21 protein-coding genes and 1 other RNA gene are annotated in these 20,676 nt (G+C 73.4%); 11 read left to right on the forward strand and 11 right to left on the reverse strand.

What is annotated here, in order from left to right; genetic code table 11:
* Nucleotides 1-14: 14 nt before the first annotated feature.
* From ACIQK6_RS33025 to ACIQK6_RS33040, 4 genes are all read right to left on the reverse strand, one after another.
* Nucleotides 15-443 (reverse strand): hypothetical protein, encoded by a 429-nt coding sequence (locus ACIQK6_RS33025; RefSeq protein ID WP_329102524.1) that lies wholly within the window; start codon nucleotides 441-443, stop codon nucleotides 15-17.
* Between the two features lie 78 nt (nucleotides 444-521).
* Nucleotides 522-809, reverse strand: coding sequence for a hypothetical protein (locus ACIQK6_RS33030; protein WP_329102527.1), 288 nt, complete (start codon nucleotides 807-809; stop codon nucleotides 522-524).
* Nucleotides 796-1,350: an RNA polymerase sigma factor gene (locus ACIQK6_RS33035; RefSeq protein ID WP_329102528.1), complete on the reverse strand. Its 555-nt coding sequence runs from the start codon at nucleotides 1,348-1,350 to the stop codon at nucleotides 796-798. The genes ACIQK6_RS33030 and ACIQK6_RS33035 overlap by 14 nt, the downstream gene beginning before the upstream one ends.
* A 179-nt stretch (nucleotides 1,351-1,529) precedes the next feature.
* Nucleotides 1,530-1,883 (reverse strand): DNA-binding response regulator, encoded by a 354-nt coding sequence (locus ACIQK6_RS33040; RefSeq protein WP_329107977.1) that lies wholly within the window; start codon nucleotides 1,881-1,883, stop codon nucleotides 1,530-1,532.
* A 253-nt stretch (nucleotides 1,884-2,136) separates the two neighbouring features.
* Here ACIQK6_RS33040 and ACIQK6_RS33045 point away from each other — a divergent pair, with 253 nt between their 5' ends.
* The 3 genes from ACIQK6_RS33045 (at nucleotide 2,137) to ACIQK6_RS33055 (ending at nucleotide 5,312) form a co-directional block, all read left to right on the forward strand.
* Nucleotides 2,137-2,991, forward strand: coding sequence for a MaoC/PaaZ C-terminal domain-containing protein (locus ACIQK6_RS33045; RefSeq protein WP_402696307.1), 855 nt, complete (start codon nucleotides 2,137-2,139; stop codon nucleotides 2,989-2,991).
* A 269-nt stretch (nucleotides 2,992-3,260) separates the two neighbouring features.
* Nucleotides 3,261-4,337, forward strand: coding sequence for a Zn-dependent alcohol dehydrogenase (locus ACIQK6_RS33050; RefSeq protein ID WP_402696308.1), 1,077 nt, complete (start codon nucleotides 3,261-3,263; stop codon nucleotides 4,335-4,337).
* Nucleotides 4,338-4,370: 33 nt separating this feature from the next.
* Complete coding sequence (locus ACIQK6_RS33055; protein ID WP_329102534.1) at nucleotides 4,371-5,312, forward strand: 3-oxoacyl-ACP reductase; 942 nt, start codon at nucleotides 4,371-4,373, stop codon at nucleotides 5,310-5,312.
* Between the two features lie 32 nt (nucleotides 5,313-5,344).
* Here ACIQK6_RS33055 and ACIQK6_RS33060 read toward each other — a convergent pair whose 3' ends face one another.
* Nucleotides 5,345-6,421, reverse strand: a complete 1,077-nt coding sequence (locus tag ACIQK6_RS33060; RefSeq protein ID WP_402696311.1) for a hypothetical protein — start codon at nucleotides 6,419-6,421, stop codon at nucleotides 5,345-5,347.
* 395 nt (nucleotides 6,422-6,816) lie between these two features.
* Between ACIQK6_RS33060 and ACIQK6_RS33065 the strand changes: the two genes are divergently transcribed.
* Genes ACIQK6_RS33065 through ACIQK6_RS33075 form a run of 3 tightly spaced genes read left to right on the forward strand, consistent with a single transcriptional unit; the run spans nucleotide 6,817 to nucleotide 9,736 of the window.
* Nucleotides 6,817-7,677, forward strand: a complete 861-nt coding sequence (locus ACIQK6_RS33065) for a Nif3-like dinuclear metal center hexameric protein (protein WP_329102540.1) — start codon at nucleotides 6,817-6,819, stop codon at nucleotides 7,675-7,677.
* Nucleotides 7,674-8,417, forward strand: coding sequence for a C4-type zinc ribbon domain-containing protein (locus tag ACIQK6_RS33070; protein ID WP_329107979.1), 744 nt, complete (start codon nucleotides 7,674-7,676; stop codon nucleotides 8,415-8,417). The genes ACIQK6_RS33065 and ACIQK6_RS33070 overlap by 4 nt, the downstream gene beginning before the upstream one ends.
* On the forward strand, nucleotides 8,417-9,736 hold the full coding sequence (locus ACIQK6_RS33075) for a bifunctional RNase H/acid phosphatase (protein ID WP_329102541.1): 1,320 nt from the start codon (nucleotides 8,417-8,419) through the stop codon (nucleotides 9,734-9,736). The genes ACIQK6_RS33070 and ACIQK6_RS33075 overlap by 1 nt, the downstream gene beginning before the upstream one ends.
* Before the next feature lie 474 nt (nucleotides 9,737-10,210).
* Here ACIQK6_RS33075 and rnpB read toward each other — a convergent pair.
* Nucleotides 10,211-10,612, reverse strand: an RNA gene (gene rnpB, locus ACIQK6_RS33080) — RNase P RNA component class A.
* A 97-nt stretch (nucleotides 10,613-10,709) separates the two neighbouring features.
* Here rnpB and ACIQK6_RS33085 point away from each other — a divergent pair.
* The gene (locus ACIQK6_RS33085) at nucleotides 10,710-11,444 is read left to right on the forward strand and encodes a MerR family transcriptional regulator (RefSeq protein WP_329102543.1); all 735 of its coding nucleotides are present in this window, start codon (nucleotides 10,710-10,712) and stop codon (nucleotides 11,442-11,444) included.
* On the forward strand, nucleotides 11,441-12,271 hold the full coding sequence (locus ACIQK6_RS33090; RefSeq protein ID WP_329102545.1) for a hypothetical protein: 831 nt from the start codon (nucleotides 11,441-11,443) through the stop codon (nucleotides 12,269-12,271). The genes ACIQK6_RS33085 and ACIQK6_RS33090 overlap by 4 nt, the downstream gene beginning before the upstream one ends.
* Here ACIQK6_RS33090 and ACIQK6_RS33095 read toward each other — a convergent pair.
* Nucleotides 12,268-13,710, reverse strand: a complete 1,443-nt coding sequence (locus ACIQK6_RS33095; protein WP_329102547.1) for an RNB domain-containing ribonuclease — start codon at nucleotides 13,708-13,710, stop codon at nucleotides 12,268-12,270. The two genes, ACIQK6_RS33090 and ACIQK6_RS33095, sit on opposite strands and share 4 nt — an antisense overlap.
* Nucleotides 13,711-13,822: 112 nt before the next feature.
* On the opposite strand from ACIQK6_RS33095, the gene yaaA reads away from it, so the two are divergent.
* Nucleotides 13,823-14,626 carry a peroxide stress protein YaaA gene (gene yaaA / locus ACIQK6_RS33100; RefSeq protein WP_402696314.1) on the forward strand — a complete coding sequence of 268 codons (804 nt, stop codon included), beginning with the start codon at nucleotides 13,823-13,825 and terminating at the stop codon, nucleotides 14,624-14,626.
* Between the two features lie 124 nt (nucleotides 14,627-14,750).
* On the opposite strand, the gene ACIQK6_RS33105 is transcribed toward yaaA, so the two are convergent.
* Entirely contained in the window at nucleotides 14,751-15,500 is a 750-nt protein-coding gene (locus ACIQK6_RS33105) for a bifunctional DNA primase/polymerase (protein WP_329102551.1), read from the reverse strand.
* 201 nt (nucleotides 15,501-15,701) lie between these two features.
* A complete protein-coding gene (locus ACIQK6_RS33110) occupies nucleotides 15,702-16,319 on the reverse strand; it encodes a TetR/AcrR family transcriptional regulator (protein ID WP_402696316.1) in 618 nt (205 codons plus the stop codon).
* 84 nt (nucleotides 16,320-16,403) lie between these two features.
* Between ACIQK6_RS33110 and ddaH the strand changes: the two genes are divergently transcribed.
* On the forward strand, nucleotides 16,404-17,273 hold the full coding sequence (ddaH, locus tag ACIQK6_RS33115; RefSeq protein WP_402696352.1) for a dimethylargininase: 870 nt from the start codon (nucleotides 16,404-16,406) through the stop codon (nucleotides 17,271-17,273).
* Nucleotides 17,274-17,291: 18 nt separating this feature from the next.
* Here ddaH and ACIQK6_RS33120 read toward each other — a convergent pair whose 3' ends face one another.
* Together ACIQK6_RS33120 and ACIQK6_RS33125 are read right to left on the reverse strand one after the other, a co-directional pair.
* Nucleotides 17,292-18,290: a small ribosomal subunit Rsm22 family protein gene (locus tag ACIQK6_RS33120; protein WP_402696318.1), complete on the reverse strand. Its 999-nt coding sequence runs from the start codon at nucleotides 18,288-18,290 to the stop codon at nucleotides 17,292-17,294.
* 122 nt (nucleotides 18,291-18,412) lie between these two features.
* On the reverse strand, nucleotides 18,413-19,744 hold the full coding sequence (locus tag ACIQK6_RS33125) for a Bcr/CflA family multidrug efflux MFS transporter (protein WP_329102559.1): 1,332 nt from the start codon (nucleotides 19,742-19,744) through the stop codon (nucleotides 18,413-18,415).
* Between the two features lie 108 nt (nucleotides 19,745-19,852).
* Here ACIQK6_RS33125 and ACIQK6_RS33130 point away from each other — a divergent pair, with 108 nt between their 5' ends.
* Nucleotides 19,853-20,614 carry an SDR family oxidoreductase gene (locus tag ACIQK6_RS33130; RefSeq protein ID WP_402696321.1) on the forward strand — a complete coding sequence of 254 codons (762 nt, stop codon included), beginning with the start codon at nucleotides 19,853-19,855 and terminating at the stop codon, nucleotides 20,612-20,614.
* Nucleotides 20,615-20,676: the final 62 nt, after the last annotated feature.

Consider the following 20,676-nt stretch of genomic DNA (forward strand, 5'->3'; position numbering starts at 1 on the left):
CCACCCCGCCCCGGTCAGAGCTTCTGGATGTCCTTGTGCACCACGTCGGAGCCGAGGTGGTCGGCGGCCAGGCGCACCTTGAGCGGGTGGCCGACCGGTGCCTTGATGATGATGTCGGGGTTCTCCCCCATGGTCCCGCCGTTGCAGGAGGGCTCGGTGGTCAGGTTGGTCCAGCCGTTGAAGTTGTGCGGGTCGTTCCACGACACCCAGGCGCAGTCGCGCTCGCCGCTGGTAATGGACACCGAGATGATCCTGACCGCGTTCGCCGCGCCGTCGACGCGCTCGTAGATCACTGTCCCCATGTTGTGGTGCAGGCCCTTGCCTGCGTCCAGGTCGACCTGGAGGACCTCGCCGGCCGGGGTGTCGGCAGCGGCCGGGGCCGCGCCTCCGGCAAGGGTCGCGAGTACGAGCACGGCGGTGGCGGACAGGGCGGATAAGCGCATGGTTCCGTCTCCACGAAGCTAGGTTGAAGGAGGTCCCATCCTGGTCCAGTACGGGGGCGCGCGCTGCTGCGGAACCCGTCAATCGGTGGCCGGGACCGCGTGGTTGACCCTGAGTTCGCAGCGGCCCTCCGTGCCGCACTCCCGGCGCAACCGGCCCCGGGAGAGCGTCTGGGCCAGCCCGATCGCCCAGCACATCGGGCAGCCGCGCAGGGCCACCAGGCCGACGGGGGCCAGGGCCAGGGTGATCGGTCCGTAGAGCGGGAGGAGCGCGAAGGCGCCGACCAGGGCGCCGAGGCCGACCGCGCCGCGGAGCAGGTGCCGGGGCAGGGAGGAACTCGCGAAGTCGGGGCCGTCAGTGATCGCCATCGTTGCCTCCGGGAACCGGGTACAGGGTGTGCCGCAGGGCCGCGCGGGCCCGGTGCAGCCGTGATTTCATCGCGGCGGGGCTGAGCCCGAGCGCGTCCGCCGCCATCCGCCCGCTGTAGCCCTGGACGTCCCGCATGATCAGGACCTGCCGCTGGTCGGCGGGGAGGGCGGCGATCGCCCGCGCCACCCGGGCGGCCTCCAGGCGTTCCAGTACCTCGTCCTCGGCCGACATCACGGCGGAGTCGGGCAGCGGGGCGCGCTCGCGGGGCACCAGCCGGGCCCGGCGCAGGCACTCGTTGCGGACGATGCGGAACATCCACGAGGCCAGGGCACCGGAAGCGCGCAGCATGCCGATCTTCCGGTAGAGGATGATCAGCGCCTCCTGGGCCGCGTCCTCGGCGTCCTCGGGGGAGGCGCACAACGAGTACGCGAACCTGCGCACGTTCGGGTGCGATCCGCAGACCAGCGCGGTGACGGCATCGAGGTCCCCGCCCTGCGCGGCGAGGACCAGCGGCTCGGCGGGCCAGGTCGACTCAGCCACGGGAACGGCTCCGGCGGCGCGCCACGAGGACGGTGCACGTGCAGAGCAGGAGCAGTACGACGGCGCCGACGGCGACGGCAGTGATCACGACAACCTCCAGGTCAGGTGCCGACCTCTGCGCCGGCACATGCATAAGAGGCGTGGGAGCCGCGAAAGGATTCACCGGGATTCACCGGGATTCACCCCAGGGCCGGGTCCACCACCGTCTCGCCCATCGACGCGCGCCGGACGCTGTCCGCCAGGTCCTCGACCGGGCCGTCCCGCAGCACCAGACCCACCGCGCCCGCGGCGAGGGCGGCCTCCGCGAGGCCGGGGTGCGCCGAGCCCGTCAGGACGAGCACCCGGCACTCGGGGTCGTCGGCCAGCAGGGCGGTCACGGCCGCGAGCTCCTCCACCAGGGCCACCGCGGGCCGGGCCATGGGGTCCCGGACGACCTCGATGTCCGGCTGGAGGCCGAGTTGGAGCGCCAGGGCCGGATTCGGCGGCTCCAGCAGGATGCGCAGGGCGCGGCCCGCACGGTGATCAACAGGCATTTCTTCCACGCGGGCAGGGTATTGCCCCGCCTCCCGCGGGGCGTGCAACACGCCCCGCACGCAGCAGATCTGACGTCAAGTCAAGAGTCTTCCCAAGTGTGGGGGCGTGCGTTATACATTCCCTCACCGGCCGTGCCTAGAACGCGTTCTAGAACCGGCCCCCGCATGCGACCTCGGTGCGGCCGACGGTGCGGACGGCCGCGCCGAGGTCTTCCACGGCCCCGGTTCTCCAACGACAGGGAGCAGCACCCCCATGCCGATCGATGCCGCCAAGGCCCTCGCCGCCGACCCCCGCCTGGGGGACATCGGCTGGGACCACAAGGACGTCCAGCTCTACCACCTCGGCCTCGGCGCGGGCCGGCCGGCCACCGACCCGGACGAGCTGCGCTACACCCTCGAATCCAAGCTCCACGTCCTGCCCAGCTTCGCGACCGTCGCCGGCGCCGGCATGGCCATGCTGGGCGGCCTCGCCGCACCCGGGATCGACGTCAACCTCGCCGCCGTCCTGCACGGCGGCCACTCCATCGAGCTGCACCGGCCCATCCCCGTCAAGGGGCGGGCCACCTCCCGCTCGAAGGTCGCCGCCGTCTACGACAAGGGCAAGGCGGCCGTGATCGTGCTGCGCTCGGAGGTCGCGGACGCCGACGGGCCGCTGTGGACGAGCGACGCGCAGATCTTCGTACGCGGGGAGGGCGGCTTCGGCGGTGAGCGCGGGCCCTCCGCCAAGGAGGAGCTCCCCGGGCGCGCGCCCGACCGTACCGAGGAGCGGCACATCCGTGAGGACCAGGCGCTCCTCTACCGCCTCTCCGGCGACTGGAACCCGCTGCACGCCGACCCCGAGTTCGCCAAGACGGCCGGCTTCGATCAGCCGATCCTGCACGGCCTGTGCTCGTACGGGATGACCCTCAAGGCCGTCGTCGACACGGCCCTGGGCGGGGACGTCTCCCGGGTCCGCGCCTACCGCACGCGCTTCGCCGGGATCGTCTACCCGGGCGAGACCCTGCGGATCCGGATGTGGCAGGAGCCGGGCCGGGTCCAGGTCTCGGTGACCGCCGCAGAACGCGACGACGCGCCGGTCCTCGCCGACACCGTCGTCGAACACGCCTAGTGCTGTGGCCGGAAAGGTTCACCGGCTCACGACGCCCGGTACGGCACCTCATCCCCCAGACTTCGTCCGGGGGGACCCCCAGGTTGTCGGACCGCGCAAGTACGTCCAGTGCGAGCCGCGGCCTTCCGCCTTGCGATGCACCGCACCGAACGCCGCGAACCGGCAAACCTTTCCGGCCGCAGCACTAGGGAATTCCCGCCGGTCGGGCCGGGCTCGCGGCCCGACCGGCGGGGCACCCCCTCACGCCCGACCACACAAGGAGCCGCACCGTGCGCGCAGCACTGCAGAGCGAGATCGGCCAGGACAAGCTCGAGGTCGTCGACGACATGGAGGCCGTCGGCCTCGGCCCCGGCAAGGTGAAGATCCGGATCAAGGCCACCGGCCTGTGCCACTCGGACCTGTCCGCGATGAGCGGCGTCCTGCCGCAGCCCGCTCCCTTCATCCCGGGCCACGAGGGCTCCGGGGTGATCTCCGACGTCGGTGACGGGGTGACCGCCCTCAAGCAGGGCGACCGGGTCCTGGTCTGCTGGCTGCCGCCGTGCGGCCACTGCCCGTCCTGCAAGCGCGGCCAGGGCCACCTGTGCCTGGCGAGCCTGGTCAACGCGGGCACCCCCAACTTCCGCCGAGCGGGCGGTGACATCTTCGGCTTCGCCGCCACCGGCACCTTCGCCGAGGAGCTCGTGATCGACGCCGCGTGCGCCGTCCCGATCCCCGACGACGTGCCCTTCGACATCGCCGCGCTCATCGGCTGCGGGGTCACCACCGGCCTCGGCGCCGCCATCAACACCGCCAAGGTGGAGGCCGGATCCTCGGTGGCCGTCATCGGCTGCGGCGGCGTCGGCATCTCCGTCATCCAGGGCGCCAAGGTCCAGGGCGCGGCCCAGATCATCGCCGTCGACCCGGTGGAGTCGCGGCGCGAGGCGGCCCTGCGGTTCGGGGCCACCGAGGCGGTGGGGCCGGAGGCCTTCGACGACGCCAAGAACCGGATCACCGGCGGCGAGGGCTTCGACTACGTCTTCGAGGTCGTCGGCAAGTCCGCCACCGCGCAGACCGCCTACAAGATGACCCGCCGCGGCGGCAGCGTGGTGATCGTCGGCGCCGGTGCGCTGGACGACAACTTCCAGATCGACATGTTCTCGCTCTTCTTCGACGAGAAGAAGATCCTGCCGTCGATGTACGGCGGCGGGGACGTGCTCCGCTCCTACGAGCGCACCATCGCGCTGTGGCGGGCCGGCCGGGTGGACCTGGCGGGCCTGATCACGCACCGGGTGCAGCTCGCCGAGATCAACGACGCGCTCGACCAGATGCGTACGGGCGTCGCCCTGCGCACCTGCATCGAACTCTGACCTGCTCCGAGACCTGCGAGAGGAACGCTACGGATGTCACTCCCACTTGAGGGGCTCTCCGCCATCGTCACGGGTGCGGGCCGCGGGCTCGGCCGGGCCGAGGCGATCGAGCTCGCGCGGCTCGGCGCGAGCGTGGTCGTCAACGACTTCGGCCAGAGCGGCCGGGACGGCTCCGGGGAGGCCTCGGCCGCCCCGGCCGAGGAGGTCGCCGCGGAGATCCGCGCCGCGGGCGGCCGGGCGGTGGCGCACCTGGGCGACGTGGCCGACTTCGAGCAGGCGCGGGAACTGGTCGAGCTGGCGGTGTCCAGCTTCGGGAAGCTGGACGTCCTGGTCAACAACGCGGGCATCCTGCGCGACCGGATGGTCTTCTCGATGTCGGAGGAGGAGTGGGACTCGGTGATCCGGGTCCACCTCAAGGGCCACTTCAACACCACGCACTTCGCGTCCGTGCACTGGCGCGAGCGCTCGAAGGCGGCGGGCGGCCCGGTCTACGGCCGGATCGTGAACACCTCCTCTGAGGCCTTCCTCGGCGGTTCGGCCGGCCAGCCGAACTACGCGGCGGCCAAGGGCGGCATCGTGGGCCTCACCACCTCGACCGCCCTCGCGCTCGCGAAGTACGGGGTGACGGCCAACGCCATCTGCCCGCGCGCCCGCACCCGGATGACCGAGGACGTCTTCGCCGGCTTCCAGGTCCCCGAGGAGGGCAAGCTGGACGCCCTCGCCCCCGAGCACGTCGCACCGCTCGTCGGGTACCTGGCCTCGCCCGCTTCCGCCCGGGCCAACGGCCAGCTGTTCGTCGTGCACGGCGGGATCGTGGTCGTGATGGAACGCCCCAAGGTGGCCGCCAAGTTCGACACGGCCAAGGAGTCCTTCTCCTTCGAGGAGCTCGACGAGCTCCTGACCCCGCACTACGCGTCCCGCCCGGCGAACGAGACCTTCGCCGCGACGGAGGTACTGGGCCTCAAGCACGCCTAGGCCCCGTCGTGGGAGGCGAGCGCCCTCCGTCCCTACCGCCCGGCCAGCGGCGCCTGCTGGAGGGGGACCGGACGGGGGGCGGTCGGCGCGGTCTGAGCCAGGACCACTGGCGGGGGCGGGGCGGCCGGCAGGTTGAGGCCGACGATCCCGCAGGGCACCTCGGGCGTCGCGTACGGGAGGTGCAGGCGGCCCTGCGGGCTCCACAGGCCGGCCCCGCCGAGCCAGCCCGCCGGGGCGCCGAGCCGGAAGACGCGCCGGTCGGCGGGGCGCCACAGGCCGATGTCGCCCTCGGGTAGCCGCAGCGCCACCCCGCAGGTCTCCGGCATCAGGGACTGGCCGGGCTGGACCGCGAACGGGTACGCGTCCCCCAGCCTGGCCAGGCACTCCGGGAAGCGGACCGGCAGGGAGCTGCCCGACACCCCCCAGCCCAGGCGCGAGGTGCCCGGGGCGTCGGAGCGGATCAGTAGCAGCCCGCTGTCCGGGTCGGCCAGCAGCAGCCGGTCGTCGCTGTCCTCGGTGATCTGCAGCAGCGGGGACACCTCGGCGCGCCCCAGGTCCACGGCGACGGCCTTGGAGGTGCCGTCCAGCTCGCGGTCCAGGGCCAGCAGCCGGCCCGCCCGGTCCAGCCAGACGCCGCCCGAGCAGCGCCCCGGGATCCGGGCGACGGGCCGCGGCCCCGAGAGGCCACCGGCCACCTGCCAGACCGTGCTCACGGTCTCCTCCGCGGCCAGGACGAAGGCAGCGGATCCCGCCGGACACGGCGGGAGCAGGCGGACCCGTACGTCCTCCCGCACGGCCACCCCGCCCAGCTGGAGCTCCCCGGTGCTCGGCCCGGCACCGGCCCCCGTCGGGTACAGCAGCGCGAAGGCGTGGCGCTCCGCCACCCGCCGGTGGATCAGCACCCGCCCGTCGGCCAGCGGCAGCACCTCGCTGTCCGCCTCCTCGGGCTGCGCGAGCGGCAGCGGCACCGCGTACGGCTCGGGCCCGGCGAGGGTCCAGCGCTCCGCATAGAGAGCGTCGCCCTCCCCGGCCAGCCGGGCGGCGTACGACCCGTCCGCGGCGATGCGGAACGCGGCCGTGGTCGTCATTTCGATGGCACAGACGGTCATCCGTGGTCACCTCCGGGGGGGAAGCTAGTTTTCGGGGTTCCCGGCGAACAACACCACCAACACCGCTTCACACATACGGGTGTCCGCGCGGCGATTCGCGCGTGCTGGACGAGGCGGTTGTGCTGGGCGACGGCCGTCAGCCCTTCGACGCCCTGCGCGGCGGGGCCGGAGCGGGCCCGGGGCCGCTCCGGAGCGGGGTCGTGCCCGAGTCCCGCGGGCGTCGCGCCCTCGGCTTCCTGGGCGCACCCCCCGGGGGGGAGTACGGGCCGGACCGCCGCCCGGGCGGGGTCAGGCGCCAGTGGGTATCCGCCAGTTTGTCCGAACCGGAAGGGTGGGGCCCCGTCCGGCAGGGCTGGCCTGACCGGGACGGTCGCCCCGGACGGTAGCCTTGGCCCGTGCCCCGTCTCTCTGAAGTCATCGCCGCGCTGGACGCTCTCTGGCCCCCCTCGCGGGCCGAGCAGTGGGACGCCGTCGGAACCGTCTGCGGCGACCCGGACGCCGAGGTCACCCGGGTCCTGTTCGCGGTCGACCCCGTCCAGGAGATCGCCGACGAGGCGGTGAAGCTGGGCGCCGACCTGATCATCACCCACCACCCCCTCTACCTGCGGGGCACCACCACCGTCGAGGCCGGCACCTTCAAGGGCCGCGTCGTGCACACGCTGATCAAGAACGACATCGCGCTGCACGTCGCCCACACCAACGCCGACACCGCCGACCCCGGGGTTTCCGACGCCCTCGCCGGCGCCCTCGGCCTGCGGATCACCGGCCCGCTGGTGGCGGACCCGAGCGACCCTGACGGCCGCCGGGGCCTCGGCCGGATCTGCGAACTGGACCACCCCGAGACGCTGCGCGAGTTCGCCGCCCGCGCCGCGGCCTGGCTGCCGCCGACCGCCCAGGGCATCCGCGTGGCCGGCGACCCGGACGCACTGGTCCGCCGCGTCGCCGTCAGCGGCGGCTCCGGCGACAGCCTCTTCGAGCAGGTCCGCGCCGCCGGTGTGGACGTGTTCCTGACCGCCGACCTGCGCCACCACCCGGCCTCCGAGGCCCGCGAGACGAGCCGCCCGCTCGCCCTCGTCGACGCCGCCCACTGGGCCACCGAGTGGCCCTGGTGCGAGCAGGCCGCGGCCCAGCTCGACGCGATCTCCGAGCGCCACGGCTGGGGTCTGCGCACCCACGTCTCGCGCACGGTCACCGACCCCTGGACGGCGCACGCGCCGTCCGTCACACCCCCTTCTATCTCTGGAGCCCCCAACTGAACGCCGAGCCCGCCGACCAGATCCGACTTCTCGACGTCCAGGCGCTGGACGTCCGGCTGTCTCAGCTCGCCCACAAGCGCAAGTCGCTGCCCGAGCACGCCGAGCTCGACTCGCTCACCAAGGACCTGGCGCAGCAGCGCGACCTGCTCGTCGCCGCCCAGACCCAGGCGAGCGACACCGCGCGCGAGCAGACCAAGGCGGAGCAGGACGTGGACCAGGTGCGCCAGCGCGCCGTCCGCGACCAGCAGCGGCTCGACTCGGGCGTGGGCATCTCGGCCCGGGACCTGGCGAACCTGCAGAGCGAGGTCGTCTCCCTCGCCAAGCGCCAGGGCGACCTGGAGGACGTGGTCCTGGAGGTCATGGAGCGTCTGGAGGGTGCGCAGGAGCGCGTCACCGGGCTGACCGAGCGCGTCTCGGCCCTGGAGGCCAAGACCGCGGACGCCACCGCCCGCCGGGACGCGGCGACCACCGAGATCGACACCGAGGTCGCGAAGGTCACCAAGGACCGCGAGGTCATCGTCGCGTCCATGCCGACCGACCTGATGGCGCTGTACGAGAAGATCCGCGTCAAGCAGGGCGGGGTCGGCGCGGCCCGCCTCTACCAGCGCCGCTGCGAGGGCTGCCGGCTGGAGCTCGACATGGCCGAGGTCAACGAGATCAAGTCCGCGGCCCGTGACCAGGTCGTCCGTCACGAGAACTGCGGCCGCATCCTGGTCCGTACGGCCGACTCGGGCATCTGATGCCGCAGTTTGTCGTGGAGGCGGACGGCGGGTCCCGGGGCAACCCGGGGCCGGCCGGCTACGGCGCGGTGGTGCTCGACCCGGCGACCGGCGAGACGCTGGCCGAGCGCGCCGAGTACATCGGCGTCGCGACGAACAACGTGGCCGAGTACAAGGGCCTGATCGCCGGGCTCGCGGCGGCCCGTGACCTGGCGTCAGACGCGCAGGTCCTGGTCCGCATGGACTCGAAGCTGGTCGTCGAGCAGATGTCGGGCCGCTGGAAGATCAAGCACCCGGACATGAAGCCGCTCGCGGCCGAGGCCGCCCGGATCCTGCCGCGCGCGCAGGTGACGTACGAGTGGATCCCGCGCGAGCGGAACAAGCACGCTGACCGGCTCGCGAACGAGGCGATGGACGCGGGCAAGCGCGGCCAGCAGTGGGAGCCGTCGGCGTCCACGGCCGCCCTCGACCACGGCGCGGCGCGCGCCCTGGCCACCCCGCCGGCGCCGGCGGGCCCGCCGGGGGACGCGGCGAAGGGGGCCGCGGCCGTCCGCGCGGCCCTGCTCGCCTCCTCCGGAGCGGCGGCCACGGCCGCCCAGGAGGCCGCCGACTCGCTGTTCGCCGACGCCGAGGCCCTGGCGGACGCCATCGAGCCCTGCCTCGACGCCGATGCCCCCGCGGTCGCCGCGGGCAGCCACGGTTGGGGCCCGGACATGGGGGCGCCGGCCACCTTCGTACTGCTGCGGCACGGCGAGACCGCCCTCACCCCGCAGAAGCGCTTCTCCGGCAGCGGCGGCAGCGACCCCGAACTGTCCCCGGCGGGCCTGCGGCAGGCCGCCGCGGTGGCCGAGGCGCTCGCCGTACGCGGCACCATCCAGAACGTCATCAGCTCCCCGCTGCGCCGCTGCCGGGAGACCGCCCAGGCCGTCGCGGACCGTCTCGGCCTCACGGTGACGGTCGAAGAGGGCCTGCGCGAGGTGGACTTCGGGGCGTGGGAGGGTCTGACCTTCGCCGAGGTGCAGCAGCGCTTCCCGGACGACCTCCAGGCCTGGCTGGACTCCCCGAAGGCGGCCCCCACGGGCGGCGGCGAGAGCTTCATGTCCGCCACCCGCCGGATCTCGGCCACCCGTGACCGCCTGCTGTCCGCCCACGCGGGCCGCACGGTCCTGCTGGTCACCCATGTGACCCCGGTCAAGATCCTGGTCCGCCTCGCCCTGGGCGCCCCGCCGGAAGCCCTGTTCCGCATGGAGCTCTCGGCGGCCTCCCTCTCGGCGGTGGCCTACTACGCGGACGGCAACGCCTCGGTCCGCCTCCTGAACGAGACGTCCCACCTGCGGTAGCCCTGGCGGGGGGCCGGGCGGGGTCCGGGCTCGGTGCGGTACCCCTGGCGGGATCTAGGCCGGTGCGGGTTGGTGCGCGGGGCCGGGGAGGGGTGTCTCCTCGGCTCGGCGCGTGCGGGCGTGTCTCGGCTGTGTGCGGTGGTTGCGCGCTCGTCCTGCGGGGACACCCCTCCCCGTCCCCGCTCCCCACGCGTCGGGGTGGCTTCGGGGGTGCTGTCGGAGCCCTGCCGTGGGGTGGGGACACGGCGGAGTGTCCCCGCAGGACGAGCGCGCACCACCGGGTACAGCCGCGACATGCCGTACCGCGCGAGCCGAGGAGACACTCCGGCGGGGCACCGCCCCACACCACCCAGCCCCGCCGGCGATTGAGGCGCGGGGCCCGGGGCAGCGCCCCAGGACCACCGACCGGCCGGAGCCGGACACCCCGGACCGGGGGAGAGAGAACCGCTGGCCCCCGAACGGGAGTGGAAGCGGCAGACGAGCCGGCCTGTACGCCGGGTTCTGTCGCCCGGTGACCTCGCGGTCGCCGGGGAGACGGCCATCCATCTAGGACCGGTGTTGCCACCGGCCTCGTGCGGTCTACCCGCGAACTCGGGCGGGCAGCCCTCGAGCGTTCGCGCAGACCCGTCCGGGGACGGATCCTCTTGACCTTGCTCCGGGTGGGGTTTACCTAGCCGCCTGAGTCACCTCAGGCGCTGGTGGTCTCTTACACCACCGTTTCACCCTTACCGAGGGCCGAAGCCCCCGGCGGTCTGTTTTCTGTGGCACTGTCCCGCGGGTCACCCCGGGTGGCCGTTAGCCACCACCCTGCCCTGTGGAGCCCGGACGTTCCTCGGCGGGATCCGAGGATCCCGACGCGGCCGCCCGGCCGACTCGTCTGCCGTGGCGACCATGTTACCCGGGGCGACGACCCCGCCCGACCCCACCCGACCGCGCTTGACCTTGACGCAGCGGCAAGGTTTCTACTGGGGGCATGCGGATCGGAGAGATCGCCGCGGTCGTCGGGATCACCACCCGGGCGATCCGGCACTACCACCACGTCGGGCTGCTCCCGGAACCGGAGCGGCGCCCCAACGGCTACCGCGCCTACAGCCTCCGTGACGCCGTCCTGCTGGCCCGCGTACGCCGGCTCACCGAGCTCGGGCTCGGTCTCGACGAGGTGCGGGACGTCCTCGCGGACGACGCCGGGCGCGAACTCGCCGACGTCCTCACGGAACTCGACGCCGACCTCGCCCGCCAGGAGGCCGAGATCCAGGAGCGGCGGCGCCGGCTCGCCGTGCTGCTCGCCGCCGGGCCCGGGGAGGCCGAACCGCTCTCGCCCGGGCTCGCCGAGCTGCTGGCGAAGGCGCCGCCGACCGACTCGCCGGCCGCCGCGAAGGACCGCGAACACCTGACCCTGCTCGACGCGACGGGCGCGGCCGGTCAGGAGGTGTACGCCGCACTCGGGCCGCTGGCCGCCGATCCCGCCGTGCTCGCGCTGTACGTGCGCCTCGACGAGCTCGCCGACGCGCCCGTGGACGACCCGCGGATCCCGCCCCTGGCGGCGGAGCTGGTGGCGGCCGTCCCCGACGAGGTGTTCGCCGCGATCCCCACCGACGGGGTGGTCGTGACCGGGTTCAAGGAGGCGCTGCTCGCCGAGTACGCGCCCGCGCAGGCCGAAGTCGTCCGCCTCGTCATGGAGGCGTTCATCGAGAGGGGGCGGGGATGACCCGCATACGGGCGGCACGGATCGCCGTCACCGCCGTCGTCCCGGCGGAGCTGGCGCTCGTGGTGTGCCTGGCGGCCGGGGTGCGCCCGCCCGGGTGGGTGCTCGCCGCCACCGAGGCGCTCCTCGTCGGCGTGTTGTTGTTGGAGGCCCGGGTGCTGTACGGCCTCTACGCCGCCGAGCGGGCCCGCGGCGCGGACTCCCGGGCCGCCCGCCGCGCGGCGGTCCGCGCCGTGGTCCCGGTGCAGGTGCGGCGACTGGTGCGGCACGAGGTGCGCGCCCTCGCCTCGCTCGGCCGGTGGGCCGTGCGCGGGAAGCACGGGGTGCGCACCGGGGACCTCGCGGCCGCGTACACCGGACCGCAGACGGCCATGATGTACGGGATGCTCTTCGTGTCGGTGATCGAGACGGTCGGTCTGGCCCTGCTCATCCCCTGGCCGACGGTGCACCGGATCGTGCTCGTGCTGGACGTGTACGCGATCCTGCTCGTCCTCGCCCTGCACGCCGCGTGCGTCACCCGGCCGCACGTGGTCCGCCCCGACGGGTCCCTGCGGATCCGCTACGGGGCCCTGTTCGACCTGGCCGTACCGGCGGACGCGGTGGCCTCGGTCCGGGTGGACCGGCGCTATCCCGAGGGCCGGCTGGTCACGCTGTCCGAGGACGGGGTGCTCGACCTCATCGTCGGGAGCCAGACCTCCGTCACCCTGGAACTGAACCGGCCGCTCCCCTTCACCCGGCCGCTCGGCGCCACGGGCGCGGCCCGGACCGTCCGCTTCCACGCCGACGACCCGCGCGCGCTGGTCACCGCCCTGCGCCGCCAGCCGGCCTAGACGGGCGCGAAGAGGATCTTCGACGTGCCCGGGTCGGCCTCCGTGAGCCGGACCCGGATCCGTTCGCCCAGGGGCAGGTCGAGCGCGGTGGACCGGACGCGGCCGACCACCGCCGGGTCCTCCAGGTGCACCGTGCCCACCAGTGGCTCCCGGTCCTTGACGTCGATGACCGTGGCCTCGAAGGTCTCCCCGACGCGGTCCTTCAGCACGGCGGCCTCGACCAGGTCCACGGACTCCCGTTCCACCGTGTTCGCCAGCCGGCCACCCGCCGCCATCTCGTCCGGGAGCGCGGGGAGCGCGGCCGTGACCCACTCCGGCGGTTCGGCCCCTGCCACCGCCGCCACGCACAGCTCCCCGGAGTACCGGTCGACGAGGCGGCGCAGCGGCGCCGTGCAGTGCGTGTACGGGGCCGCCACCGCGGAATGGATCGCCGGGTCGGGGCGCTCGCCGCCGGTGAACGCGGTGTAGCCCGCGCCGCGCAGCAGGGCCGTGCACTCCTGGAGGAAGGCGGCGTGGGCGGGGCGGTGCGGGTCGAGGGAGCGCACGAGTTCGGCGTACGGCACGTGGTGCGGCCAGTCGATCCGCAGGGCCTTCGCCGTCCGCCGGAGCCTGCCGACCGCGCCGTCGGGGGCGCTGGGCAGCGTGCGCAGGATGCCGGTGCCGGTGGCCAGCATCAGATCGGCCGCGGCCATGCCGGTCATCAGGGAGAGCTGTGCGTTCCAGCCGTCGGCGGGCAGCGGGGCGCGGTAGGCCAGGGAGTACGTGCCGTCGTGCGCGGCGACCTCTTGTTCGGGCACGTTGAGGGAGATGCCGCCGCGCGCCTGTTCCAGGGCCTCGCGGAGCCGGCCGATGTCCTTCAGGAGGGCGAGCGGTTCCTCCGCCGTTCCGGTGTCGATGGCCTTCTGGACCCGGTCGTAGTCGAGTCGGGCCCGGCTGCGGATCAGGGCGCGGCGGACGTCGACGGTCTCGACGCGGCCGTCGGGGTCCAGGTCGAAGCGCCACACCAGGGCCGGGCGGACCTGGTCGGGCAGCAGGCTGGCCGCGCCCTCCGAGAGGACGGCCGGGTGCAGCGGGACCTTCCCGTCGGGGAAGTAGAGGGTGGTCACGCGCCGGTGGGCCTCGGCGTCGAGCGCGCCGCCGGGGGTGACGAACGCGGCGACGTCGGCGATGGCGTAGTGCACCCGGTACCCGCCGCCGGAGCGCTTCGCCAAGTGCACGGCCTGGTCGAGGTCGACGGAGGCCGGCGGGTCGATCGTGAAGAAGGGGACGTCCGTACTGTCCAGGTCCGGGAGGCGGGGGTGCGCCGCCGCGTGTTCGGCCTCGGCGAGGGCTGCGGCCGGGAACTCCCCGGGCACCTCCAGCTCCGTCCGCAGTTCGCGCAGCGCGGCCCGCAGAGCAGCCCCGTCTGCGCCGGTCATGTGCATCTGACGGCGTGGCATGGACCGAGCCTATGGTCGGGGGGCGCGGACGGCGCGGCGAGCGGGGGCGGCGGACGTCTACCCTGGCTCGGGGGCCGCGCCCCCTGCGACGTCGTACCGAAGGAGAACCACCGTGCTCGTGCTGCTGCCGCCGTCCGAGGGAAAGGCCGCCGGCGGCTCCGGCGCACCCCTGAAGCCGGAGGCGCTGTCGCTGCCCGGTCTGGCCCCGGCCCGTGCGGCGGTGCTGGAGGAGCTCGTCGAGCTGTGCGCGGCGGACGAGACGAAGGCGCGCGAGGTGCTGGGCCTGAGCGAGGGCCTGCGCGGCGAGGTCGCCAAGAACGCGGAGCTGCGTACGGCGGGGGCCCGTCCGGCGGGCGAGGTCTACACGGGCGTGCTCTACGACGCGCTGGGCCTGGCCGACCTGCCCGCGGCGGCGCGGGCGTCGGCCGAGGACGCGCTGCTCGTCTTCTCGGGGCTGTGGGGTGCGGTGCGGGTCGGCGACGCGATCCCCTCGTACCGCTGCTCGATGGGGGTGAAGCTGCCCGGGCTGGGCGCGCTGGGCGCGCACTGGCGGGGGCCGATGGCGGAGGTCATGCCGGAGGCGGCCGGGGACGGGCTGGTGCTGGACCTGCGGTCGGCGGCGTACGGGGCCGCGTGGAAGCCGAAGGGTGAGGTGGCGACGCGGACCGCGACCGTCCGGGTGCTGCACGCGCAGCTCGTGGACGGGGTGGAGAAGAGGTCGGTGGTGAGCCACTTCAACAAGGCGACGAAGGGGCGGCTGGTACGGGACCTGCTGCTGGCGGGGGCCGCTCCGGCTTCGCCCGCCGAGCTGGTCACGGCCCTGCGGGACCTGGGCTACGTCGTCGAGGCCGAAGCCCCTGCGAAGGCGGGCAAGGCCTGGTCCCTCGACGTGGTCGTGACGCAGATCCACCACTGACGCGCCGTACCGGGGGCTCCGCCCCCGCACCCCCGCGCCCCCGCGCCCCAAACGCCGGCGGGGCTGAATTTTGGCTGAGCTGCGCCGGTACGTGCCGCCCGGCGGGCCGGATCGCCCACCGGGGCTACTGGCTCAGGGGCCAGGCCGCCGTGGCCGGGCTGCGGTCGGCGGCGCCCGCGTAGGCGGCGCAGGCGTCGGTGAGGGTTTCGAGGAGGGTGAGCGGGTCCGGGAGGGGGTGCTCCATGCCCCGGATCCAGGTCACCGCCCGGTCACCGGGGAGGGCGGCCGGCGGGACCAGGACGTAGCTGCCGCGGCAGTGCCAGCGCAGGCCCGGGTGTTCGTCCATCGTCTCGGGGTGGCAGTCCAGTGCGCAGGGCCACCACTCGTCCTCGTCCTCGGGGGTGCCGCGGGTGGCGGTGAAGAAGAGCATCCGGGCCTGGTCACCGGTGCCGCCCGACTCGGCGACGGGGCCGACCTTGATGCCGGCGAGCAGGAGTCGGTCGAGGGCGTCGGTGCCGGCTTCCAGCGGGACGTCGAGCACGTCGTGGACCATGCCGGTCGCGGTGATGAAGTTGGCCTGGGGTTGGTTGCGCGCCCAGCGCTCGACCTGTGAGCGGTCGGTGGTCGACTGGGTCTGCCAGGCGAAGGAGATGGGGTGCCGTGCGGGCGTCGGACAGCCGATCCGGTCGCACGAACATCGGTAACCGGCGGGATGGGCGGCGGGGGCGAGCGGCAGGCCCGCGGCGGCGACGGCCAGGAGGAGCGCCTCGCGCTCCGCTCCCGGGTCCTCGGCGGTGGGCTTCTGCCGCCGGCGCAACCACTGGGAAATCCTGCTCTGCTCGCCGCGTTTGACGCGGCCGGACTCAGACCCCATCTATCCCCTCACCTCACCGTAATCTCCGGCGGACCCGTCCATGGTCCCACCATCCTGAGCCCCGGGTGACCGCTCTTGGCAACCGGGGGGTTGGAGATGCGTGACCGGAAACCCCCACATAACCATAGAATCAGGCCAAATGCTCTCGGCCGATCTTCGATTCTCTGCCCGCTAGCGGGCGGTGACGTTGGCCACCCCGCCTCAGGGGGTGTCTTGCCGATCAGGCAAGACACCCCCCAGCACCCGGTCCACGAGCGCGTCGGTGTACGCGTGCGTCAGGGGCGCGGTGCGCATCAGCCAGCGGTAGGTGAGCGGTCCGACGAGCATCTCGACCGTGAGGCGCAGGTCCGCGTCCGGCGCGAGCCGGCCGGCCTCCCGGGCCGCGCGCAACCGCTCCTCGTACAGGGCGAGCTGGGGCTCTAGCAGCTGTTCGGTGAAGCGGGCGCCGAGCTCGGGGTCGGTGGCCCCGGCGGCGGTCAGGGCGCGCGTGGGGGCGTCGTACTTCTCGTCGTTGAACTGGTCGACGGTCGCCCGCAGGACGTGCTTCAGGTCGGCGGCGAGGTCCCCGGTGTCGGGGAAGCCGGTCCATTCGACCTCCGTCTCCGCGTCGCCGAAGAGGGCCAGCGAGGCGTCGAGGAGGACGGTGGCCTTCGACGACCACCAGCGGTAGATGGTCTGCTTGCCGACGCCCGCGCGGGCGGCGATGGCCTCGATGGTCAGCTTGTCGTAGCCGACCTCCCCGACGAGGGCGAGCGCGGCGTCGAGGATGGCGCGCCGGGAGCGGTCGCTGCGGCGGGTGGCGTCAGGGGTCTTGGGCATGGCCCGAAACTATCAAAGCGAGACGTCTCGTCTTTCCATAGGTTTGCGTAAACCACCCAATCAGTTCACTGTGCTGTCCAGGTGTTGGAGAGACGATTCTCTCCAGCACCCGTCCAGAGTCGTGTAAGTCGTGAGGAGCCTTCTTTGCGCAGAGACGCCACACCCCGGCGCTACCTGATGTGCCCACCCGCACACTTCAAGGTCACGTACTCCATCAATCCGTGGATGGACCCCACGAAACCGGTGGACCTGCCCCTCGCACTGGCCCAGTGGGAAGACCTGAGGGACCGCTACCGCTCCCTCGGGCACATCGTCGAAACCCTCGAACCTGACCCCGAACTGCCCGACATGGTCTTCGCGGCGAACGGGGCCCTCGTGGTCGACGGCAGGGTCCTCGGGGCCCGGTTCGCCTACCCGGAACGGGCCGCCGAAGCCGAGATCCACCTCGACTGGTTCCGTACCCACGGCTACCCCGACATCCACGAGCCGTCCCACGTCAACGAGGGCGAGGGGGACTTCGCGGTCACCGACCGCTACATCCTCGCCGGCCGGGGCTTCCGCTCCAGTCCGCTCTCGCACGACGAGGCCCAGGAGTTCTTCGGCCGCCCGGTCATCGGCCTCGACCTGGTGGACCCGCGCTACTACCACCTGGACACGGCGCTCAGCGTCCTCGACGGCGACGAGATCATGTACTACCCGGGCGCCTTCTCGCCCGGCAGCCAGGGAGTGCTCAGGCGGCTCTTCCCGGACGCCCTGATTGCCGACGCCCGGGACGCGGCCGCCCTCGGTCTGAACGCGGTCTCCGACGGCCTGCACGTCCTGCTCCCGCAGGCGGCGACCGGACTGCTGGAGCCGCTGCGGGACCGGGGGTTCGAGCCGGTCCCGATGGACCTCGGCGAGCTGCTCAAGGGCGGCGGCAGCGTGAAGTGCTGCACCCAGGAGCTGCGGGCCTAGGCCGTTTCCGGGGACCGGCTACGGTGCCGGAGGCCAGGCCTGGCCCCAGTCGGCGTCCCGGGCGGCCTTGTAGAGGTCTCCGTGGCGCTTGGTCACGTTGACCCGGTTCAGGCCCTCGCTCTCGGGGCCGCACAGCTCCAGTAGGACCAGCCCCTTCCGGATCTGCGGTTTCCGTGTGATCCGGGAGGCGGCCGGCTCCGCCCTGAAGCGGGTCGCGGCGACGTAGCTGAACTTCTCGTCCTCGTAGGGCAGCGAGCCGCCCTTGACCTGCCGGTGCAGGGAGGACCGGCTGACCCGAGCCGAGAAGTGGCACCAGTCCTTGCCGACCTCGATCGGACAGGTTCCGTCGTGCGGGCACGGCGCGGCGATCTGCAGCCCGGCCGCGATCAGCTGGTCACGGGCCTCGCGGATGCGCAGGTACCCCTCCGGCGTGCCCGGCTCGATCAGCACCACGGCCCGGCCGGCCCGGGCCGCCTCGGCGACGACGGCCGTGCGCGCCTGCGGGGTCAGTTCACCGAGGACGTAGGACACCGTCACCAGGTCCGCCTCGGGGAGGCTCAGCCCCGAACCGATGACGGCCCGCCGCCACGCGGCCCCGCGCAGCACCTCGGAGGTCGAGGCAGCCGCCAGTTCCCGGCCGAGGGCCAGGGCCGGCTCCGCCCAGTCCAGCACCGTGGTCTCCCGCGGGCCGTCCCAGGTGGCGTCCACCGCCCAGGTCGCGGCGCCCGTGCCGCCGCCCACGTCCACGTGCGAGCCCGGCGCCCAGCCGGGTGCAGCCTCGGCCAGTTCGTCTAGGGCGCTCCGGACGGCCTCGAAGGTGGCGGGCATCCGGTACGCCGCGTACGCCGCCACGTCGGAGCGGTCGCGCAGTACGGGCGCGTCGGTCGGGGTCTGCCCCCGGTAGTTGGCGATGAGCCGCTCGACGGCGGCCGTGGCCTGCTTCGGCGGGAGCCCGTCGAGCAGCCCGCCGAGCGTGCGGCGGAGGGTCTCGGCGGAGGTGGGGGCGGAGGCGTTCACCTGCGAAGTTTATGCCGCCGGTCGGGGGCGGGGCCGCCACTCCCGGGCGGGGCCGCCGGGTCCGGTGCGGCCGCCGGTCCGGTGCGGCTCAAGGATCGGGGCTCCGCCCCGGGCCCCGCGCTTCAAACGCCGGCGGGGCTGGAGTCGCCGGTGGGGTCGGACAGGGTGGACGCGCTCTGCCAGGGGCGGCACAGGCCGAGGAAGGCGCTGACCGCGAGCAGTGCGCACACCAGCTGGACCACGGCCATGGGGACGGCCGTGTCCTCGCCCGCGATCCCCACCAGCGGCGAGGCGATGGCGCCGATCAGGAACGAGGAGGTGCCGAGCAGCGCGGAGGCCGATCCGGCCGCGTGCGGGGTCCGCATCAGGGCCTGCGCGTTGGTGTTCGGCAGCACGATGCCCATCGCCGACATGAGGACGAACAGCGCGGTGGCGATCGGGGTCAGCCCGACTTCGCCGAAGACGCCCGTCGCCATCAGCAGGAGGGACACCGCGGAAGCCAGGACGACCGCGAGGCCGACGGCCAGCACCTTGTCCAGGCGTACCCGGCCGACCAGCAGTTTGCCGTTGATCTGGCCGACGAGGATCAGGCCGACGGAGTTCAGGCCGAAGAGCAGGGAGAAGGTCTGGGGCGAGGCCCCGTAGATCTCCTGCACCACGAAGGGGGAGGCGGAGATGTAGGAGAAGAGGACGGCGAAGGCGAAGCCGCCGGTCAGGGTGTAGCCGGTGAAGACCCGGTCGCCGAGCAGCCCGCGCATGGTCCGCAGCGCGGAGCCGACGCCGCCGGTGTGCCGCCGCTCGGGCGGCAGGGTCTCGCCGAGGCCGCGCCAGACCATCAGGGTGAGCACCGTACCGACAGCGGTGAGGACGACGAAGACGCCCCGCCAGTCGGCGAAGCGCAGCACCTGGCCGCCGATGAGCGGCGCGACGATCGGGGCGGCCCCGGATATGAGCATCAGCGTGGAGAAGAAGCGGGCCATCTCGTCGCCGTCGTACAGGTCGCGCACGACGGCGCGCGCGATGACGACACCGGCGGCCCCGGCCAGCCCCTGGAGCAGCCGGAAGGAGATCAGCAACTCGGCGGTCGGGGCGAGGGCGCAGATCGCGGTGGCCAGGACGTAGACGACCATGCCGACGAGCAGCGGCCGGCGGCGGCCCCACTTGTCGCTCATCGGGCCGATGACGAGCTGGCCGAGGGCCATGCCGGCGAGGCAGGCGGTGAGGGTCAGCTGGATCGTCGCGGCAGGGCTGTTCAGGGCATCGGTGACCTGCGGCAGGGCCGGCAGGTACATGTCCATGGACAGCGGGGGGAGGGCGGTGAGCCCGCCGAGTATGAAGGTGACGAGCAGGCTCGTGCGGCGTGCGCGCGTCAGGGACGCGGTGGCGCTGGAGGCGGAGGGCGATTCGGGCGACGAGTCCTGCGAGGCGGCTGTCGCGGGGCCTCTCTCCGACATGCGGAACTCCAGTCTTCTCATCTGATCTACGCACCCCTGACTGCCCCATGCTCTCAGCAATCGGAACGTCCGGGGAACGGGGCGCCGTGTGACGTACCCTGCGGCCCCATGGACGAAAGTACGAAGAAGATCGCCCTGGTGACCGGCGCCGGCTCCGGGATCGGCCGCTCCGTGGCGCTGACCCTGGCCGCCGCGGGCTGGGACGTGGCCGTGGCCGGCCGCCGGGCCGAACCGCTGGAGGAGACCGCCGCCGCGGCCGGGACCGACGCCGACGTGCTGTGCGCGCCGGCCGACGTGAGCGACCCGGACGACGTGACTCGGCTGTTCGAGTCAGTGCGGGCCCGCTACGGGCGCCTCGACCTGCTCTTCAACAACGCGGGCACCTTCGGACCGGGCGGGGTCCCGCTGGAGGACCTCACCTACGAGGCCTGGCGCTCGGTCGTCGACGTCAACCTCACCGGCGCCTTCCTGTGCGCGCAGGCCGCCTTCCGGCAGATGAAGCGGCAGGACCCGCAGGGCGGCCGCATCATCAACAACGGCTCCATCTCGGCGCACGTGCCGCGCCCGAACTCCATCGCCTACACCGCGACCAAGCACGCGATGACCGGCCTGACCAAGTCCCTGTCGCTGGACGGGCGGCCGTACCGGATCGCCTGCGGCCAGATCGACATCGGCAACGCGGCGACCGAGATGACCGAGCGGATGCAGACCGGCATCCTCCAGGCCAACGGGCAGTTGGCCGTCGAGCCGGTGATGGACGCCGCCGACGTGGCCCGCACGGTCCTGCACATGGCGGAGCTCCCGCTGGGGGCGAACGTGCAGTTCGCGACGGTGATGGCGACCTCGATGCCGTACATCGGCCGCGGCTGAACCGCGCGGGATCCATGGCCGAAACGCATTGCCAGGCCGCGTGAGCGCGGACGATCATGGCG

Source organism: Streptomyces sp. NPDC091682 (assembly GCF_044756625.1).
Taxonomy (GTDB): domain Bacteria; phylum Actinomycetota; class Actinomycetes; order Streptomycetales; family Streptomycetaceae; genus Streptomyces.

What these genes read in the sequence shown, in the direction of transcription:
- ACIQK6_RS33025 (WP_329102524.1), bottom strand. Translation starts at nt 443, where the DNA reads ATGCGCTTATCCGCCCTGTCCGCCACCGCCGTGCTCGTACTCGCGACC.
- ACIQK6_RS33030 (WP_329102527.1), bottom strand. Translation starts at nt 809, where the DNA reads ATGGCGATCACTGACGGCCCCGACTTCGCGAGTTCCTCCCTGCCCCGG.
- ACIQK6_RS33040 (WP_329107977.1), bottom strand. Translation starts at nt 1,883, where the DNA reads ATGCCTGTTGATCACCGTGCGGGCCGCGCCCTGCGCATCCTGCTGGAG.
- ACIQK6_RS33045 (WP_402696307.1), top strand. Translation starts at nt 2,137, where the DNA reads ATGCCGATCGATGCCGCCAAGGCCCTCGCCGCCGACCCCCGCCTGGGG.
- ACIQK6_RS33055 (WP_329102534.1), top strand. Translation starts at nt 4,371, where the DNA reads ATGTCACTCCCACTTGAGGGGCTCTCCGCCATCGTCACGGGTGCGGGC.
- ACIQK6_RS33060 (WP_402696311.1), bottom strand. Translation starts at nt 6,421, where the DNA reads ATGACCGTCTGTGCCATCGAAATGACGACCACGGCCGCGTTCCGCATC.
- ACIQK6_RS33075 (WP_329102541.1), top strand. Translation starts at nt 8,417, where the DNA reads ATGCCGCAGTTTGTCGTGGAGGCGGACGGCGGGTCCCGGGGCAACCCG.
- ACIQK6_RS33085 (WP_329102543.1), top strand. Translation starts at nt 10,710, where the DNA reads ATGCGGATCGGAGAGATCGCCGCGGTCGTCGGGATCACCACCCGGGCG.
- ACIQK6_RS33090 (WP_329102545.1), top strand. Translation starts at nt 11,441, where the DNA reads ATGACCCGCATACGGGCGGCACGGATCGCCGTCACCGCCGTCGTCCCG.
- ACIQK6_RS33095 (WP_329102547.1), bottom strand. Translation starts at nt 13,710, where the DNA reads ATGCCACGCCGTCAGATGCACATGACCGGCGCAGACGGGGCTGCTCTG.
- ACIQK6_RS33105 (WP_329102551.1), bottom strand. Translation starts at nt 15,500, where the DNA reads ATGGGGTCTGAGTCCGGCCGCGTCAAACGCGGCGAGCAGAGCAGGATT.
- ACIQK6_RS33110 (WP_402696316.1), bottom strand. Translation starts at nt 16,319, where the DNA reads ATGCCCAAGACCCCTGACGCCACCCGCCGCAGCGACCGCTCCCGGCGC.
- ACIQK6_RS33125 (WP_329102559.1), bottom strand. Translation starts at nt 19,744, where the DNA reads ATGTCGGAGAGAGGCCCCGCGACAGCCGCCTCGCAGGACTCGTCGCCC.
- ACIQK6_RS33130 (WP_402696321.1), top strand. Translation starts at nt 19,853, where the DNA reads ATGGACGAAAGTACGAAGAAGATCGCCCTGGTGACCGGCGCCGGCTCC.